The sequence below is a fragment of the Variovorax endophyticus genome (genome assembly GCF_025376855.1).
Lineage (GTDB): Bacteria > Pseudomonadota > Gammaproteobacteria > Burkholderiales > Burkholderiaceae_C > Variovorax.
In genome coordinates, this window is sequence record NZ_JAHUTH010000009.1 from 21,733 (window position 1) to 36,558 (window position 14,826).

The 14,826-nt window shown below is 68.3% G+C and carries 15 protein-coding genes; 7 read left to right on the forward strand and 8 right to left on the reverse strand.

All coding sequences use genetic code 11. The features are described from left to right. Window positions 1-25: 25 nt before the first annotated feature. The 6 genes from KV106_RS13545 to KV106_RS13570 all read right to left on the reverse strand — a co-directional run bounded on the left by KV106_RS13545 (window position 26) and on the right by KV106_RS13570 (window position 6,037). Complete coding sequence (locus KV106_RS13545) at window positions 26-697, reverse strand: site-2 protease family protein (RefSeq protein WP_057594422.1); 672 nt, start codon at window positions 695-697, stop codon at window positions 26-28. Window positions 698-741: 44 nt separating this feature from the next. Beyond that, window positions 742-1,377, reverse strand: coding sequence for an L-threonylcarbamoyladenylate synthase (locus tag KV106_RS13550; protein WP_057594421.1), 636 nt, complete (start codon window positions 1,375-1,377; stop codon window positions 742-744). Between the two features lie 15 nt (window positions 1,378-1,392). After that, a complete protein-coding gene (locus tag KV106_RS13555; RefSeq protein ID WP_261210712.1) occupies window positions 1,393-2,370 on the reverse strand; it encodes a DMT family transporter in 978 nt (325 codons plus the stop codon). Between the two features lies 1 nt (window position 2,371). Continuing rightward, a complete protein-coding gene (locus KV106_RS13560; RefSeq protein ID WP_057594419.1) occupies window positions 2,372-3,229 on the reverse strand; it encodes a 3',5'-nucleoside bisphosphate phosphatase in 858 nt (285 codons plus the stop codon). A 95-nt stretch (window positions 3,230-3,324) separates the two neighbouring features. Beyond that, complete coding sequence (locus tag KV106_RS13565) at window positions 3,325-4,383, reverse strand: transporter (RefSeq protein WP_261210713.1); 1,059 nt, start codon at window positions 4,381-4,383, stop codon at window positions 3,325-3,327. Between the two features lie 13 nt (window positions 4,384-4,396). Continuing rightward, the gene (locus KV106_RS13570) at window positions 4,397-6,037 is read right to left on the reverse strand and encodes an inorganic phosphate transporter (protein WP_057594417.1); all 1,641 of its coding nucleotides are present in this window, start codon (window positions 6,035-6,037) and stop codon (window positions 4,397-4,399) included. Window positions 6,038-6,196: 159 nt separating this feature from the next. Here KV106_RS13570 and ppk2 point away from each other — a divergent pair, with 159 nt between their 5' ends. Together ppk2 and KV106_RS13580 are read left to right on the forward strand one after the other, a co-directional pair. After that, on the forward strand, window positions 6,197-7,126 hold the full coding sequence (ppk2, locus tag KV106_RS13575; RefSeq protein WP_057594416.1) for a polyphosphate kinase 2: 930 nt from the start codon (window positions 6,197-6,199) through the stop codon (window positions 7,124-7,126). Window positions 7,127-7,185: 59 nt separating this feature from the next. Further along, window positions 7,186-8,229, forward strand: coding sequence for an extracellular catalytic domain type 1 short-chain-length polyhydroxyalkanoate depolymerase (locus KV106_RS13580; protein ID WP_057594415.1), 1,044 nt, complete (start codon window positions 7,186-7,188; stop codon window positions 8,227-8,229). A gap of 37 nt (window positions 8,230-8,266) precedes the next feature. Here the strand turns inward: KV106_RS13580 and KV106_RS13585 are convergent, their stop codons facing one another. Next, a complete protein-coding gene (locus KV106_RS13585; protein ID WP_261210714.1) occupies window positions 8,267-8,695 on the reverse strand; it encodes a hypothetical protein in 429 nt (142 codons plus the stop codon). Next, window positions 8,679-9,287, reverse strand: a complete 609-nt coding sequence (locus tag KV106_RS13590; protein WP_256222332.1) for a transcriptional regulator — start codon at window positions 9,285-9,287, stop codon at window positions 8,679-8,681. Before KV106_RS13590 ends, KV106_RS13585 begins: the two co-directional genes overlap by 17 nt. A gap of 72 nt (window positions 9,288-9,359) precedes the next feature. On the opposite strand from KV106_RS13590, the gene KV106_RS13595 reads away from it, so the two are divergent. The 5 genes from KV106_RS13595 (at window position 9,360) to urtD (ending at window position 14,815) form a co-directional block, all read left to right on the forward strand. Continuing rightward, on the forward strand, window positions 9,360-9,674 hold the full coding sequence (locus KV106_RS13595; RefSeq protein ID WP_057594413.1) for a nucleotide pyrophosphohydrolase: 315 nt from the start codon (window positions 9,360-9,362) through the stop codon (window positions 9,672-9,674). Window positions 9,675-9,810: 136 nt separating this feature from the next. After that, complete coding sequence (gene urtA, locus KV106_RS13600; protein ID WP_057594412.1) at window positions 9,811-11,079, forward strand: urea ABC transporter substrate-binding protein; 1,269 nt, start codon at window positions 9,811-9,813, stop codon at window positions 11,077-11,079. 90 nt (window positions 11,080-11,169) lie between these two features. Further along, on the forward strand, window positions 11,170-12,717 hold the full coding sequence (gene urtB, locus KV106_RS13605) for an urea ABC transporter permease subunit UrtB (protein ID WP_261210715.1): 1,548 nt from the start codon (window positions 11,170-11,172) through the stop codon (window positions 12,715-12,717). Then, window positions 12,714-13,940, forward strand: coding sequence for an urea ABC transporter permease subunit UrtC (gene urtC, locus KV106_RS13610; RefSeq protein ID WP_261210716.1), 1,227 nt, complete (start codon window positions 12,714-12,716; stop codon window positions 13,938-13,940). The genes urtB and urtC overlap by 4 nt, the downstream gene beginning before the upstream one ends. Then, window positions 13,937-14,815 (forward strand): urea ABC transporter ATP-binding protein UrtD, encoded by an 879-nt coding sequence (gene urtD, locus KV106_RS13615; RefSeq protein WP_057594409.1) that lies wholly within the window; start codon window positions 13,937-13,939, stop codon window positions 14,813-14,815. Before urtC ends, urtD begins: the two co-directional genes overlap by 4 nt. Window positions 14,816-14,826 lie beyond the last annotated feature (11 nt).

The following is a 14,826-nucleotide window of genomic DNA, read 5'->3' on the forward strand; positions in this document are numbered from 1 at the left end:
GTCGGAACTGGAAACTAACGCAACATCAACGCAACAGGGCCTGCAGCGGCCCGATCAGCAGATCGAGCACCTCGTAGCCCACGCTCATCAGCGGCATCAGCCAGAACCTGCTGACGATGCCCGCGAGCACCAGGCCCATCACGATGAAGAAACCGTAGGGCTCGATGCGAGCGAGGAAATTCTGCGCCGGCCCGTTGGGCAGCAGCCCGGCCAGCACGCGGCCGCCGTCGAGCGGAGGCAGCGGGAAGAGGTTGAAGGCCCACATCACGAGGTTGACCAGCACGCCGCCCTGCGCCATCTTGACGAAGAAGGGCTCCTGCACGCCCACGCCGACGAGCACCGCCCAGACCACGGCCCAGAGGATCGCCTGGATGAAGTTCGAGGCCGGACCGGCCAGGGCCACCCAGACCATGTCGCGCTTGGGATGGCGCAGCCGGCCGAAATTGACCGGCACCGGCTTGGCATAGCCGAACAGGAAGGCGCCCGAGGTCGCGAAGTAGAGCATCAGCGGCATCAGGATGGTCCCGATGGGGTCGATGTGCTTCATCGGGTTGAGCGTGACGCGGCCCATGACCGCCGCCGTGTTGTCGCCGAGGTAGCGCGCCACGTAGCCGTGCGCGGCTTCGTGCACGGTGATCGCGAAGATCACGGGCAGCGCATAGATCAGGACCGTCTGTATCAGATTGGAGATATCCACTGCGAGATTGTGTCAGACGGAACAAGGGGAAAGCGAAGGCTGCATCACAGCCCCAGCACCGAGAGCGCCCCGCGCCCCTGGCGCACCACCACCGGATCGTCGCCGCTGCCCATGGGCGTGAGGTCGACCACGGTGGTCGGTTGGGAGGGGCAGGCGCCGGCGTCGATCACGCCCGCGATCTGCTTCTCGAAGCGCTCGCGGATGACCTCGGCGTCGTTGAGCGCCTCGGTCTCGCCGGGTGCGATCAGCGTGGTGGCCAAAAGCGGCGCGCCATGCAGCGCCAGCAGCTCGAGCAGCACCTTGTGGTCGGGCACGCGCAGGCCGATGGTCTTGCGCTGCGGATGGCTCACGCGCCGCGGCACTTCCTTGGTGGCCTCGAGCAGGAAGGTGTAGGGGCCGGGCGTGGCGGCCTTCAGCAGGCGGTACTGCTTGTTGTCCACGCGCGCGTAGTTCGCGAGCTCGCTGAGGTCGCGGCAGATCAGGGTCAGGTGGTGCTTGTCGTCGACCTGGCGGATGCGGCGCAGCTGGTCGACCGCGTCCTTGTCGTCGAGGTGGCAGGCCAGCGCGTAGCTGGAGTCGGTGGGCACGGCGACGATCTCGCCGCGCTGCAGCAGCGCCACGGCCTGCTTGAGCAGGCGCTGCTGGGGGTTCTCGGGGTGGACTTCGAAGTACTGGGCCATGAAAAACGCTCCTGATCAGGATTCCGCCGGTTCGATCGGCACGCGGCGCTCGCGCACGGTGAGCCAGGCACCGGCCGCGCCGCAGACGGCGATCATCGCCATGCCGACCAGCGACACGACATCGGGCACGTGGGAGAACATCAGCCAGCCGCCGAGCATCGCGAACGCGATCTGCGCATAGAGGTAGGGCGTGAGGGTGGAGGCTGGCGCGCGCTGGTAGGCGAGGATCAGCATGAAGTGCCCCACCGTGCCCATCAGGCCCATGAGGCACAGCAGCGCCCACCAGTGCCACGAGGGCAGCGCGGTCCAGGCGAAGGGCACGGCCAGCGAGGCCAGCAGCGTGCCGACCCAGCCGGTGTAGAAGTGCATGGTCAGCGGGTTCTCGGTCTGCGCGAGCTTGCTCGTGAGCACCTGGAACCAGGCGTTGGTCATCACCAGGCCGATCGGCAGCAGGATGGCCCAGCTGAAGGCGCCGCCGCCGGGCCGCAGGATGACCAGCGTGCCCGCGAAGCCGCCCGCCACCAGCGTCCAGCGCAGCGGCGAGACCTGCTCCTTGAGCGTGGTGGCCGCCAGCAGCGTGATCACCAGCGGCGCGATCAGCACGATCGAGGTGAACTCGGCCAGCGGCATGTAGCGCAGGCTCATGAAGGCGAACAGGCTCGAGCCCAGCAGCAGCGCCCCGCGCAGCGCCTGGTAGCGCGGATGGGCGGTGCGCAGCAGCGCGGTGCCGCGCAGCGGCAGCAGCACGGCGGTGGTGGCCACGGCCTGGAAGGCATAGCGGAACCACACGCCCATCAGGATCGGCACGCTCGCGGTCGAGATCTTGGTGGCGGTGTCGAGCGTGGCGAAGCAGGCCACGGCCAGCACCACGAGGCCGATGCCGGCCAGGATGCGTTCGGACTCGCGGCTGGAGGCGGCCTGGGCCGCGGCGCGGGCCAGGGCCAGCGCTTGGGTTGCGGCGCTCTCGGTCGCGGTCCCGGGCTGTTGGCTCACGCTAGGTCTGGATTCGGTGGCCGAGCAGTTCCCATACCGGCGTGAGCGAAGCGTGCAGCGGCGGCAGCTTGCCGAGGTCGCAGTGGCTTTCGTCGGGGCTGTGGAAATCGCTGCCGCGCGAGGCGGCGAAACCGAACTCGAGCGCCTTGTCGGCGTACTCGACGTATTCGGCCGGGGTGTGGCTGCCGGTGACGACCTCGATGGCCTGTCCGCCGTGCGCCTTGAACTCGAGAAACAGCGCGTACTCCTCGTTGGCGCTGAACTTGTAGCGGCCCGGGTGCGCGATCACGGCCAGGCCCTTGGCCGAGGTGATCCAGTGCACTGCATCCTTGAGCGTGGCCCAGCGGTGCGGCACGTAGCCGGGCTTGCCCTCGGTGAGGTATTTGCGGAATACCTCGGGCGTGTCGCGGCAGTGGCCCTGCTCGACCAGGAAGCGCGCGAAGTGGGTGCGCGAGATCAGCTCGGGGTTGCCGACGAACTTGAGCGCGCCTTCGTAGGCGCCCTGGATGCCGACCTTGGCCAGCCCCTCGGACATCTCCTGCGCACGCTTGCCGCGGCCGCCGCGGGTGTCGTACAGGCCCTGGGTCATGGCGGCGTCGTCGGGGTCGAAGCCCAGGCCGACGATGTGCACGGTCTCGCCCGCGAAGGTGACCGAGATCTCGGTGCCGGTGAGGTAGCGCATGCCGTTCTCGCGCGCGGCGGCGGCGGCGCGGTGCTGGCCGCCGATCTCGTCGTGGTCGGTCAGCGCCCACAGGTCGACGCCATTGCTGGCGGCGCGCACGGCGAGTTCTTCGGGCGTCAGTGTGCCGTCGGACACCACGGAGTGGCAGTGCAGGTCGGCATTGAGAATGGAGGACACCGGTCGATTCTAGGCGCTCCGGCCTGTCGACACGGTCGCATGGGTGCTCGTATTTGCTACTAGATAAATAGCATTAACCGCAGCGGTGGAGCGGCTCAGCGCTTCTTCCTGAAAGCGGCCCAGGCGGCCACCGCGGTGAAGGTGGCGACGATCGCCACCACGATCCAGAAGCCGTGCTTGTGCTCGGCCAGCGGGATGCCGCCGACGTTCATGCCGAACAGGCCGGCCAGGATGTTGATCGGCAGCGCCAGCACCGTGACCACCGTCAGCACGAACAGGCTGCGGTTGTTGTCCTCGTTGACGTTGGCGGCGATCTCTTCCTGCAGCAGCTTGATGCGTTCCTGCAGCGCCTGCATGTCGCGCAGCACCACCGAGAACTCCTCGGTCGCGCCGCGCAGCTCCTGCGTGTCGTCCTCGGCCATCCAGCCCGGCGGGCGCTGCAGCAGCCGGAACAGCGCCGCCGGCTCGGGCGCCAGCAGGCGCTGCAGCCGCACCAGCAGCCGGCGCATCAGGCCCAGGCGCGCGCGCTTGTGGTCGAGGCGGCCGGCCAGCAGTTCGTCCTCGATGCGGTCGACGCGGCCGGTCACGCCGCGCACGATCTTCACCAGCACGTCGGCCTGCGCGCGCAGCAGGTGCTCGAGCAGCTCGGTGCTCGAGCCCGGCGCGTCGCCGGCCTTGACCGCGGTGCGCAGTGCGTCGACCGAGCGCAGCGGCTTGCTGCGCGCGGTCACGACCAGCCGCGCGCCGACCGCGATCCACAGCGTCGAGATGTCCGAGGGCTCGAAGCTGAAATCGAAGTGCACGTCGTTGATGACCGCGATCAGCGCATCGTCGGCGCGCTCGATGCGCGTGGAGGGCAGGCCCTCGTGCAGCGTCTCGTAGAAGGTGTCCGACAGCCGCGCGTGGCGCCGCAGCCAGCGCTCGGCCTGGGCATGGCTCAGGTTGAAGTGCAGCCAGGCGTAGGGGCCCTCGAAAGGCGCGCCCGCCAGCTCTTCGTCGGGCGGCAGCGCATCGAGCCAGGCCGCGGCCTGGCTCGAATCGATCTCGCGCGAGGCGTCGGGGCCCGACGCGCCCGGGTCGAACAGGTAGCCGCAGATCAGCCCGGCTTCGTCGCCGCCATACGAATTGGCGGCCAGGTCATGGAGTGCCGGCAAGGTGCGCGATGCTTCAGAACAGGTGCGTGAACAGCCAGTACAGCACGCCCGACAGCAGCATCGCCGCCGGCAGCGTCAGCACCCAGGCCAGCGCGAGGTTGCGCAGCGTCGACATCTGCAGGCCCGAGCCGCTTGCGGTCATGGTGCCGGCCACGCCCGAGGACAGCACGTGCGTGGTCGAGACCGGCAGGCCGTACATGTCGGCCGCGCCGATGGTCACCATCGCCACCACCTCGGCCGAGGCGCCCTGGGCATAGCTCAGGTGGGTCTTGCCGATCTTCTCGCCCACGGTCACCACGATGCGCTTCCAGCCGATCATGGTGCCGAGGCCCAGCGCGATCGCCACCGCCACCTTCACCCACAGCGGGATGAAGCGGGTGGCGTCGTCGAGTTCCTGGCGCAGCGCGCCGACGCGGGCCTTGGTGTCGGCGTCGAAGCGCGCGGCGCCGCTCTTGTCCAGATGGCGGATCGCCTCGGAAGTCAGGTACATGTCGTTGCGCACGTTGGCCACCGCGTCGGCCGGCAGGCGGGCCAGCGAGCCGTGCTGCCTCACCTGCTGCGCGATGCTGCCGGTGACCGAGGCCAGCGCCGGCACCACCGTGTCGTTGAACTCGCGGGTGCGCACGTAGGTCGCGAGCGAGTCGCGCGCGGCCGCCGGCTGCAGCGCGGGCAGCGACGTCGGCAGGCTGCGCTGCATCGCGCCCTGCGCCACCTCGGCCACGGCGACGAACTTCACCGTTTGGTCGGCCGGCATGGCGCGGTTGAGCGCATAGGCCATCGGCACCGTGCCCACCAGGATCAGCATGATCAGGCCCATGCCCTTCTGGCCGTCGTTGGAGCCGTGCGCGAACGAGACGCCGGTGCAGGTCAGGATCAGCAGGCCGCGGATCCACCACGGCGGCGGCTCGCTGCCCTTGGGTTCTTCATAGAGCGCGCGGTTCTTCACGAAGGCGCGCAGCGCCAGCAGCAGCAGCGCGGCGCAGCCGAAGCCCACCAGCGGCGACAGCAGGAGCGAATAGCCGACCTTGGTGGCCTGCGCCCAGTCCACCCCGCTGGTGCCGTCGCGCCCGTGCATCAGCGCGTTGGCCACGCCCACGCCGATGATCGAGCCGATCAGCGTGTGCGAGGAGGAGGCCGGCAGCCCCAGCCACCAGGTGCCGAGGTTCCAGATGATGGCGGCGATCAGCAGCGCGAACACCATCGCGAAGCCCGCGCCCGAGCCCACCTGCAGGATCAGCTCCACCGGCAGCAGCGCGATGATGCCGAAGGCCACCGCGCCGCTGGAGACCAGCACGCCCAGGAAATTGAAAAAGCCCGACCACACGACCGCGAAGTTCGGCGGCAGCGAGTGGGTGTAGATCACGGTCGCCACCGCGTTGGCGGTGTCGTGGAAGCCGTTGACGAACTCGAAGCCCAGCGCGATCAGCAGCGCCACGCCCAGCAGGATGTAGGGCACCCAGGTGGTCATGGGCGCGCCGGAGTCGGAGACGTCGCTCACCAGGCTCCATGCCGTGTAGAGCAGGCCGACGGCCAGCAGGCCGACGAAGGTGATCAGGGCGACCGGACCGGGCCGGGCGTCGAGCTTCGGGCGGTGGGCTGCGGACCCTGCCGGCGCGGCCGGCATGTCCGTATTCGGGGCGGCGAGCGTGTTCATGGAAGCGTTCTGGAGTGTTGTAGTGGGGAGAAATGGTGTTCGCGCCGTGTGACAACGGCGTGTCGGCCTACAGGTTTCGGCCGCGAAACCGTCACGCCGGCGTCATCTGGTCCATGCAGCATGGTTTTCCCCGATCCCGCCACTCTTGCCCCCTTCACCATGCCGACGAGCGCCCTTCCCGACCACGAAGAACTGATGCAGCGCATCGCCCGAGACCTCATCGACAGCTACGACGAGGAGCTCGAGCTGGAGATCGAGGACCGCAACGTCGACGGCCTCGACGGCGAGCCCGCCGGCACGAACGGCGCGTCCGACAAGGCGGCCCGCCAGGCCTATTTCAAGGAACTGTTCCGCCTGCAGGGCGAACTGGTGAAGCTGCAGGACTGGGTCCAGCACAGCAAGCAGAAGGTCGTGATCCTGTTCGAGGGTCGCGACGCGGCCGGCAAGGGCGGCGTCATCAAGCGCATCACCCAGCGGCTGAACCCGCGCGTGGCCCGCGTGGCCGCGCTGCCCGCGCCCAACGACCGCGAACGCACCCAGTGGTACTTCCAGCGCTACGTGGCGCACTTGCCGGCCGCCGGCGAGATGGTGCTGTTCGACCGCAGCTGGTACAACCGCGCCGGCGTCGAACGCGTGATGGGCTTCTGCACCGACGACGAGTACGAGGAGTTCTTCCGCACCGTGCCCGAGTTCGAGAAGATGCTCGTGCGCTCGGGCATCAAGCTCATCAAGTACTGGTTCTCCATCACCGACGACGAGCAGCACATGCGCTTCCTCGGCCGCATCCACGATCCGCTCAAGCAGTGGAAGCTCAGCCCGATGGACCTCGAGAGCCGCCGCCGCTGGGAGGAATACACCAAGGCCAAGGAAACGATGCTGGAACGCACCCACATCCCCGAGGCGCCGTGGTGGGTGGTGCAGGCGGTCGACAAGAAGAAGGCGCGCCTGAACTGCATCAGCCACCTGCTGGGCCAGTTGCCCTACGAGATGGTGCCGCATGCACCGGTGGAGCTGCCGGCCCGCGTGCGCCATGCCGATTACCTGCGCCAGCCCGTCCCGGCCAGCATGATCGTTCCCGAGGTCTACTGATCTCCCAGGGGCAGCGGGCGATCGCTGTCCCATCGCGGCGCCATGCGTCACACTGCGCCATGGCCCGCCGCTCCACCGCTTCCGTCTTCGCCCGCGCCTACGAGCGCAACCTGAAGGCGCTCACCAAGCTCACGCTGCGCAACAGCAAGCGCGTGGCCGGCCAGGTCACGCGCGCCGCGGCGAAGCAGATGAAGCCGCCGCCGGGCCGCGGCGACTGGCTCTCGGGCATGGCGCTGGGGCCGGCCGGCGCGCGCCGCTACCACCTGTTCCGCCCCGCCGAACTGCAGCTCGCGCCCGGCGAACGCCTGCCGCTGATGGTGATGCTGCATGGCTGCGGCCAGACCGGGCGCGACTTCGCGATCTCCACGCGCATGAACGCGCTCGCGGTGCGGCACCGCTTCCTGGTGCTCTACCCCGAGCAGGACCGCATCGCCCATCCGCAGGGCTGCTGGAACTGGTACGAGCGCCGCTCGGGCAAGGCCGACGCCGAGGCCGCCACGCTGATGGCGGCCGTCGATCAGGTCTGCATGCTCTATCCGGCCGACCGCGAGCGCGTGGCCGTGGCCGGCCTCTCGGCCGGTGCCAGCATGGCGGCGCTGCTGGCCACGCGCTACCCGGCGCGCTTTCGTGCCGTCGCCATGCACTCGGGCGTGGCGCCGGGCGCCGCGCGTTCCTCCGCCACGGCCATCGGCGCGATGCGCGGCCGCAACGTGCCGCCGATGCCCGTCACCGCGGTCGGCAAGGCGATGGGCGCGGCGGCCGTGTTCGCGACCCTGCCGCCGATGCTGGTGCTGCACGGCGATGGCGACGCGGTGGTGGCGCCGAGCAATGCGCGCCACAGCGCCGAGGTCTGGGCCGCCGCCGTCGGCGCCGTGGCCGGCCCCGTGCGTGCCGTGAAGCGCGGGAAACGCCTGCCGATGCGCCTGACCGACTACCGGCGCCGCGGCCGCGCGCTCGTCGTGCTGTGCGAGATCGCCCAGCTCGGCCATGCCTGGAGCGGCGGTGCCGCGCGCGGGCTGTTCAGCGATCCGGCCGGGCCGGATGCCACGCGCATGGTGTGGGCGTTCGTGGCGGCGCAGTTCAAGGCGGCGGCGAAGGGCTGACCGGTTCGGCGCTCGACTGCGCCGGCACCCGACAGCATCAGCCCCCGCCGGGCGCGGGGAGCGCCGACAGCTTCGCTGCCACCTGCTGGCAGGCCACGATCATGTCCCGGACGATGCGCTCGTCCACGTTCAGGTCGCCCTCGTACTCGCCGAGGTTGCGGATCTCGTGGCCCTTGGCCAGCACGCGCCAGACCTCGGGGCCCAGCGACAGCGTGTGGGGCAGCACCTGGAAGACGATGAAGCGGTTGCCCGAGCGGTAGCCATGCCAGCGCAAGGCGGCGAGGCACAGGGCGTGGGCCGCGTTGTAGACGAGGTCGAAGCGGTCCTCGAGCGAGAGCTGCGCGACCTGCGCATCCTTCAGGCGGGCATGGCCCGAACGCAGCAAGCCCGCGAACTCGCGCGCATCGGGCGCCTCGGCCGCGAGCGGCTTCGAAGGGCCGCAGAGGTTGTCAAGCGGGGAGGGCATGCGCGTCGCCGAGCACCCAGAGCTTGGGCTGAGCCATCACGCGCGTGGCGAAGGATTCGCCGTCCTTGAGCTTTCGCATCAGTTCCTTCCTCGTGAACAGGGTCGGGTTCACTGTACGGCCGAGCCGTGCGGAGACGGCATCGAGCGCGAGAAAGAGATCCGGATAGGCAAGTTCGTCACTGATCAGCAGCAGGTCGATGTCGCTCGCGGCCGTGTCGCTCTTCTTGGCCACGGAGCCGTACACGAACGCGGCCTCGATCCTGTCGGCCACGGGCTGCAGCGCCTCGCGCAGCGGGCCCGCGAGCCCGAAGGTCTTGCGCACGATGCTGCTCAGTTCCTCGTGGATCGGCGATTGCGCATTGGCCTGGTAGTGCTTCTGATTGCCCACGCGCGACATCGTGAGCAGCCCGCTGTCGGTCAGTTGCTTGAGCTCGCGCTGCACGGCGCCCGAGCCCGCGCCGGTAAGCTTGATCAATTCGGTGAAGAAGAAGCTCCGGTCCGGCTGGCCGAAAAGGCAGCCCAGCACGCGCTGCTGGGTGGTCGTGAACAGGGCGTCGGCGAGTCCGACGGGTGCTTCGAGCTGCTTCGGCATCGGCGATTTACCCATTTTGGGCATTTTATTACCCAAAATGGGCTTTTCATGTTTGTGTCCCCAAGAGCCGCCATGACCCACGACCTCCAATCGCTCACGCTCGCCCTGCGCGACTTCGCCCGCGAGCGCCACTGGGAACCCTTCCACTCCCCGAAGAACCTCGCCGCCGCGCTCTCGGTCGAGGCCGCCGAGCTGCTCGAGCATTTCCAGTGGCTCACCGAGGCCCAGAGCCGCGAGCTGCCGGCCGACAAGCGCGCCGAGGTCGGCACCGAGATCGCCGACGTGCTGCTCTACCTGCTGCAACTGGCCGACCAGCTCGGCATCGATCCCGTCGAGGCCGCGCGCAGCAAGATGGTCGCGAACGCGCGCAAGTACCCGGCGCCGTAGCGCCGTTGACGCGGGCTGAGTACCTCCGTGTACGCCACCCGGCGTATTTCTCCTTCCTGGTGCATTCCGCAGACTCCCTCCCATCGCTCGGCACCGCGCCGGCGAACAGGTTCAACCCACCGGAGCAGGAGTCCACATGCAACGTCGTTTCACCCTCAAGGCGCTCACCGCCGCCGTCGCGCTGGCCAGCATCTCCGCTGTGCCGGCATTTGCCGCCGACACCATCAAGGTCGGCGTGCTGCACTCGCTGTCGGGCACGATGGCCATCTCGGAAACCGTGTTGAAGGACACGGTGCTGATGGCCATCGACGACATCAACGCCAAGGGCGGCGTGCTCGGCAAGAAGCTCGAGCCCGTGGTGGTCGACCCGGCCTCGAACTGGCCGCTGTTCGCCGAGAAGACCAAGCAGCTGCTCGGCCAGGACAAGGTCTCGGTGATCTTCGGCTGCTGGACCTCGGTGTCGCGCAAGTCGGTGCTGCCGGTGGTCGAGGAAATGAACGGCCTGCTGTTCTACCCGGTGCAGTACGAGGGTGAAGAGCTCTCGAAGAACGTGTTCTACACGGGTGCCGCGCCCAACCAGCAGGCGATTCCGGCCGTCGACTACCTGATGAGCAAGGAAGGCGGCGCCGCCAAGCGCTGGGTGCTGCTGGGCACCGACTACGTCTACCCGCGCACCACCAACAAGATCCTGCGCGCCTACCTCAAGAGCAAGGGCGTGAAGGACACCGACATCGACGAGAAGTACACCCCCTTCGGCCACAGCGACTACCAGACCATCGTCGCCGACATCAAGAAGTTCTCGGCCGGCGGCAAGACGGCCGTGGTGTCGACCATCAACGGCGACTCCAACGTGCCCTTCTACAAGGAACTCGGCAACGCCGGCCTGAAGGCCAAGGACGTGCCGGTGGTGGCCTTCTCGGTCGGCGAGGAAGAACTGCGCGGCGTGGACACCAAGCCGCTGGTCGGCCACCTGGCCGCGTGGAACTACTTCATGTCGATCAAGAACCCGACCAACACGGCCTTCATCAAGCAGTGGAGCGACTACGCCAAGGCCAAGAACATCGCCGGCCACAAGGACAAGCCGCTGACCAACGACCCGATGGAAGCCACCTGGATCGGCATCCACATGTGGAAGCAGGCGGTCGAGAAGGCCAAGTCGACCGACACCGACAAGGTGATCGCCGCCATGGCCGGCCAGACCTTCACCGCGCCCTCGGGCATCGTCTCGAAGATGGACGAGAAGAACCACCACCTGCACAAGAGCGTGTTCATCGGCGAGATCAAGGCCGACGGCCAGTTCAACGTGGTGTGGAAGACGCCGGGCCCGGTCAAGGCCAAGCCGTGGAGCCCGTACATCGAAGGCAACGACAAGAAGCCCGACTATCCGGCCGGCAAGTCGATGTAAGTGCGTTCCTCCCTCCCCCGCCCGGGGGAGGGCCTTTCCTACTTCCGCTTCAAGATGCTTCGACGAACCCTCCACTGCGCATTCGCCGCCATGCTGTTCATGGCAACGGCCGCCCAGGCGCTGACCGCCGACGAAGCCCGGGCCATCGCCGCCGGCGATTCCGAAGCCCGCATCGCGGCGCTCAACAAGGCCGTCACCAGCGCCGACGAGAAGACCGCCGACTTCATCCAGGCGATGTCGGACGACGCGGTCAAGTACACCGAAGACAAGGTCTTCGTGATGAAGGACGACAAGGGCTACGACCCCGTGACCGGCGCCGAGCTCAAGGTGCCCGACACGGCCGAGGACGTGGTCAACAACAACCTGATGCGCGGCGCGCTCGATGCCGCGCAGGCCGCGCTCAAGCTCACCAGCAAGGACGACGCGGTGCGCGCCGAGGCCGCGCAGGCGCTGTTCAAGGAGCCCGACGAATCGCGGCTGCCGCTGGTCGAGAAGGCGCTGGCCGCCGAGACCCACCCGAAGATCAAGGCGCAGCTCGAACTGGTGCGCGCCGCCAGCATGCTCGGCAGCGCCGACAAGGCCAAGCGCCTCGTGGCCGCGCGCGAGCTCGGCGAGAGCCGCAGCCCCGACACCAAGCTGCTGCTCAACCAGCGCCTGGCCGACGAGACCGAGGCCGACGTGAAGGCCGCGATCGTGGCCTCCATCGCCAGCATCGACGGCTCGCTGGTCTGGGGCGACCGCCTCAATGCCGTGTTCAGCGGCGTCAGCCTGGGCTCGGTGCTGCTGCTGGCCGCGCTGGGCCTGGCCATCACCTACGGCCTGATGGGCGTCATCAACATGGCGCATGGCGAGCTGATGATGATCGGCGCCTACGCCACCTACGTGATGCAGGGCATCTTCCAGAAGTACCTGCCCGAGGCCGCCTTCGGCTGGTACCTGGTGGCGGCGATCCCGGTCTCGTTCCTGGCCTCGGCGCTGGTGGGCGCGGTGCTCGAGCGCGGCGTGATCCGCTTCCTCTACGGACGCCCGCTCGAGACCCTGCTGGCCACCTGGGGCATCAGCCTGATGCTGCAGCAGCTGGTGCGCTCGCTGTTCGGCGCGCAGAACGTGGGCGTGGAGAACCCGGCCTGGATGAGCGGCGGCCTGTCGCTGCTGTCGAACGTCACGCTGCCGTGGAACCGCCTGTGCATCATCGTCTTCGCGGTGCTGGTGCTGCTGGCCATGGGCTGGCTGATCGGCCGCACGCGGCTGGGCCTGTTCGTGCGCGGCGTCACGCAGAACCGCCCGATCGCCTCCTGCATGGGCGTGAACACCGCGCGCATCGACACCTACGCCTTCGCACTGGGCTCGGGCATCGCCGGCCTCGCGGGCTGCGCGCTGAGCCAGATCGGCAACGTCGGCCCCGACCTGGGCCAGAGCTACATCGTCGACAGCTTCATGGTGGTCGTGATGGGCGGCGTCGGCCAGCTCGCGGGCACCGTCTACGCGGCGCTGGGGCTGGGCATCCTCAACAAGTTCATCGAAGGCTGGGCGGGCGCGGTGCTCGCGAAGATCGCGGTGCTCGTTTTCATCATCATCTTCATCCAGAAGCGGCCGCAGGGCATCTTCGCGATGAAGGGCCGGAGCGCAGAGGCATGAGCAAGGTCGTACTTCCAACCAAGGGGCCGCTGCTGAGCGGCAAGGGCTGGACGGCCTTCTTCGTCGCGCTGATCGTGGTGTGCGCGGTGGCGCCGATGCTCAACATGTGGGTGCCGGTCGACAGCCCGCTGCACATGAGCGACTACGCGGTGGCGCTGGTCGGCAAGATCATGTGCTACGCGATCTGCGCGCTGGCCATGGACCTGATCTGGGGCTACACCGGCATCCTCTCGCTGGGCCACGGTCTCTTCTTCGCGCTCGGTGGCTACATGATGGGCATGTACCTCATGCGCCAGATCGGCCGCGACGGCAACTACAAGAGCGACCTGCCCGACTTCATGGTGTTCCTCGACTGGAAGACGCTGCCCTGGCACTGGACCTTCAGCGACAGCTTCATTGCCACCTTGGTCCTGATCGTCGCGGTGCCGGGCCTGATCGCCTTCGTGTTCGGCTTCTTCGCCTTCCGCTCGCGCATCAAGGGCGTGTATTTCTCGATCATCACGCAGGCCCTGACCTTCGCGGCCATGCTGCTGTTCTTCCGCAACGAGACCGGCTTCGGCGGCAACAACGGCTTCACCGACTTCAAGCGCATCCTCGGCATCCCGATCGCCACGCAGGAGATGCGCATGACCATCTTCGCGCTCACCGGCGTCACCTTGCTGGCCTTCTTCCTGTTCGCCAAGTGGCTGATCGCGAGCAAGTTCGGCCGCGTGCTGCAGGCCATCCGCGACGCCGAGTCGCGCGTGATGTTCTCGGGCTACAACCCGCTGCCCTACAAGCTCAGCATCTGGGTCATCTCGGCCGTGATGTGCGGCGTGGCCGGCGCGCTCTACGTGCCGCAGGTCGGCATCATCAACCCGAGCGAGATGAGCGCGGCCAACTCGATCGAGATCGCGATCTGGGCCGCGGTGGGCGGGCGCGCGACCCTGATCGGGCCGATCATCGGCGCCTTCATCGTCAACGGCGCGAAGAGCTGGCTCACGGTGGCCTATCCCGAGTACTGGCTGTACTTCCTCGGCGCGCTGTTCATCGCGGTCACGCTGTTCCTGCCGAACGGCATCGTGGGGCTGGTGCGCCAGTGGCTGTCGCGCGAGAAGGCGGCGCCCGTTGCGGCATCGCCGGCGCGCGCCGAGGCCCAGCGTTCGCTGGCAACGGAACAGGGCATGGAGCCGGAAGCGATCGCCGCGCCGCTGCATGCGGAACCGAAGGGAGCCCGCGCATGACGCCCGACCTGATGGAAGCCGGCGCCGAGCGCGCCGCACGCGCCAAGGGCCAGCCGCACGACACCGGCGCCACCGAATCGGGCGGTCGCACGGCGGGCTTCAGCCGCATCGCGACGCCCGGCGAGGTCGACGTGACCCACGGCCGCATCCTCTACCTGGAAGACGTGAGCGTGAGCTTCGACGGCTTCAAGGCGATCAACAAGCTGTCGCTCGACATCGCGCCGGGCGAGCTGCGCTGCATCATCGGCCCCAACGGCGCGGGCAAGACCACGATGATGGACATCATCACCGGCAAGACCCGGCCCGACGAGGGCACGGTGTTCTTCGGCAGCACCATCGACCTGCTGCGCCACAAGGAGGCCGAGATCGCGCAGCTGGGCATCGGCCGCAAGTTCCAGAAGCCGACCGTGTTCGAGCACCTCACGGTGTTCGAGAACCTCGAGCTCGCGCTCAAGACCGACAAGGGCGTGCGCGCCTCGATGCTGTTCAGGCTCGACTCGGCGCAGAGCGACCGCCTCGCCGAGGTGCTCGAGACCATCCACCTCGCGGCCAGCGTGTCGCGCATGGCGGGCAACCTGAGCCATGGCCAGAAGCAGTGGCTCGAGATCGGCATGCTGCTGATGCAGGACCCGAAGCTGCTGCTGCTCGACGAGCCCGTGGCCGGCATGACCGACGAGGAGACGGCGCGCACGGCCGAGCTGTTCCTCACGCTCAAGGGCAAGCATTCGCTGATGGTGGTGGAGCACGACATGAGCTTCATCCGCACCATCTCCGAGATCGTGACCGTGCTGTGCGACGGCTCGGTGCTCGCGCAGGGTTCGCTCGACGAGGTGCAGGCCGACGAGCGCGTGATCGAGGTCTACCTGGGCCGCTGAGGAAACCACGC

Excerpts from the sequence above, each read along its gene's own strand:
- KV106_RS13590 (WP_256222332.1), bottom strand. The coding sequence starts at position 9,287 with ATGCCGAAGCAGCTCGAAGCACCCGTCGGACTCGCCGACGCCCTGTTC.
- KV106_RS13580 (WP_057594415.1), top strand. The coding sequence starts at position 7,186 with ATGGCCCGCCGCTCCACCGCTTCCGTCTTCGCCCGCGCCTACGAGCGC.
- urtC (WP_261210716.1), top strand. The coding sequence starts at position 12,714 with ATGAGCAAGGTCGTACTTCCAACCAAGGGGCCGCTGCTGAGCGGCAAG.
- ppk2 (WP_057594416.1), top strand. The coding sequence starts at position 6,197 with ATGCCGACGAGCGCCCTTCCCGACCACGAAGAACTGATGCAGCGCATC.
- KV106_RS13550 (WP_057594421.1), bottom strand. The coding sequence starts at position 1,377 with ATGGCCCAGTACTTCGAAGTCCACCCCGAGAACCCCCAGCAGCGCCTG.
- KV106_RS13585 (WP_261210714.1), bottom strand. The coding sequence starts at position 8,695 with ATGCCCTCCCCGCTTGACAACCTCTGCGGCCCTTCGAAGCCGCTCGCG.
- urtA (WP_057594412.1), top strand. The coding sequence starts at position 9,811 with ATGCAACGTCGTTTCACCCTCAAGGCGCTCACCGCCGCCGTCGCGCTG.
- KV106_RS13595 (WP_057594413.1), top strand. The coding sequence starts at position 9,360 with ATGACCCACGACCTCCAATCGCTCACGCTCGCCCTGCGCGACTTCGCC.
- KV106_RS13570 (WP_057594417.1), bottom strand. The coding sequence starts at position 6,037 with ATGAACACGCTCGCCGCCCCGAATACGGACATGCCGGCCGCGCCGGCA.
- urtD (WP_057594409.1), top strand. The coding sequence starts at position 13,937 with ATGACGCCCGACCTGATGGAAGCCGGCGCCGAGCGCGCCGCACGCGCC.
- urtB (WP_261210715.1), top strand. The coding sequence starts at position 11,170 with ATGCTGTTCATGGCAACGGCCGCCCAGGCGCTGACCGCCGACGAAGCC.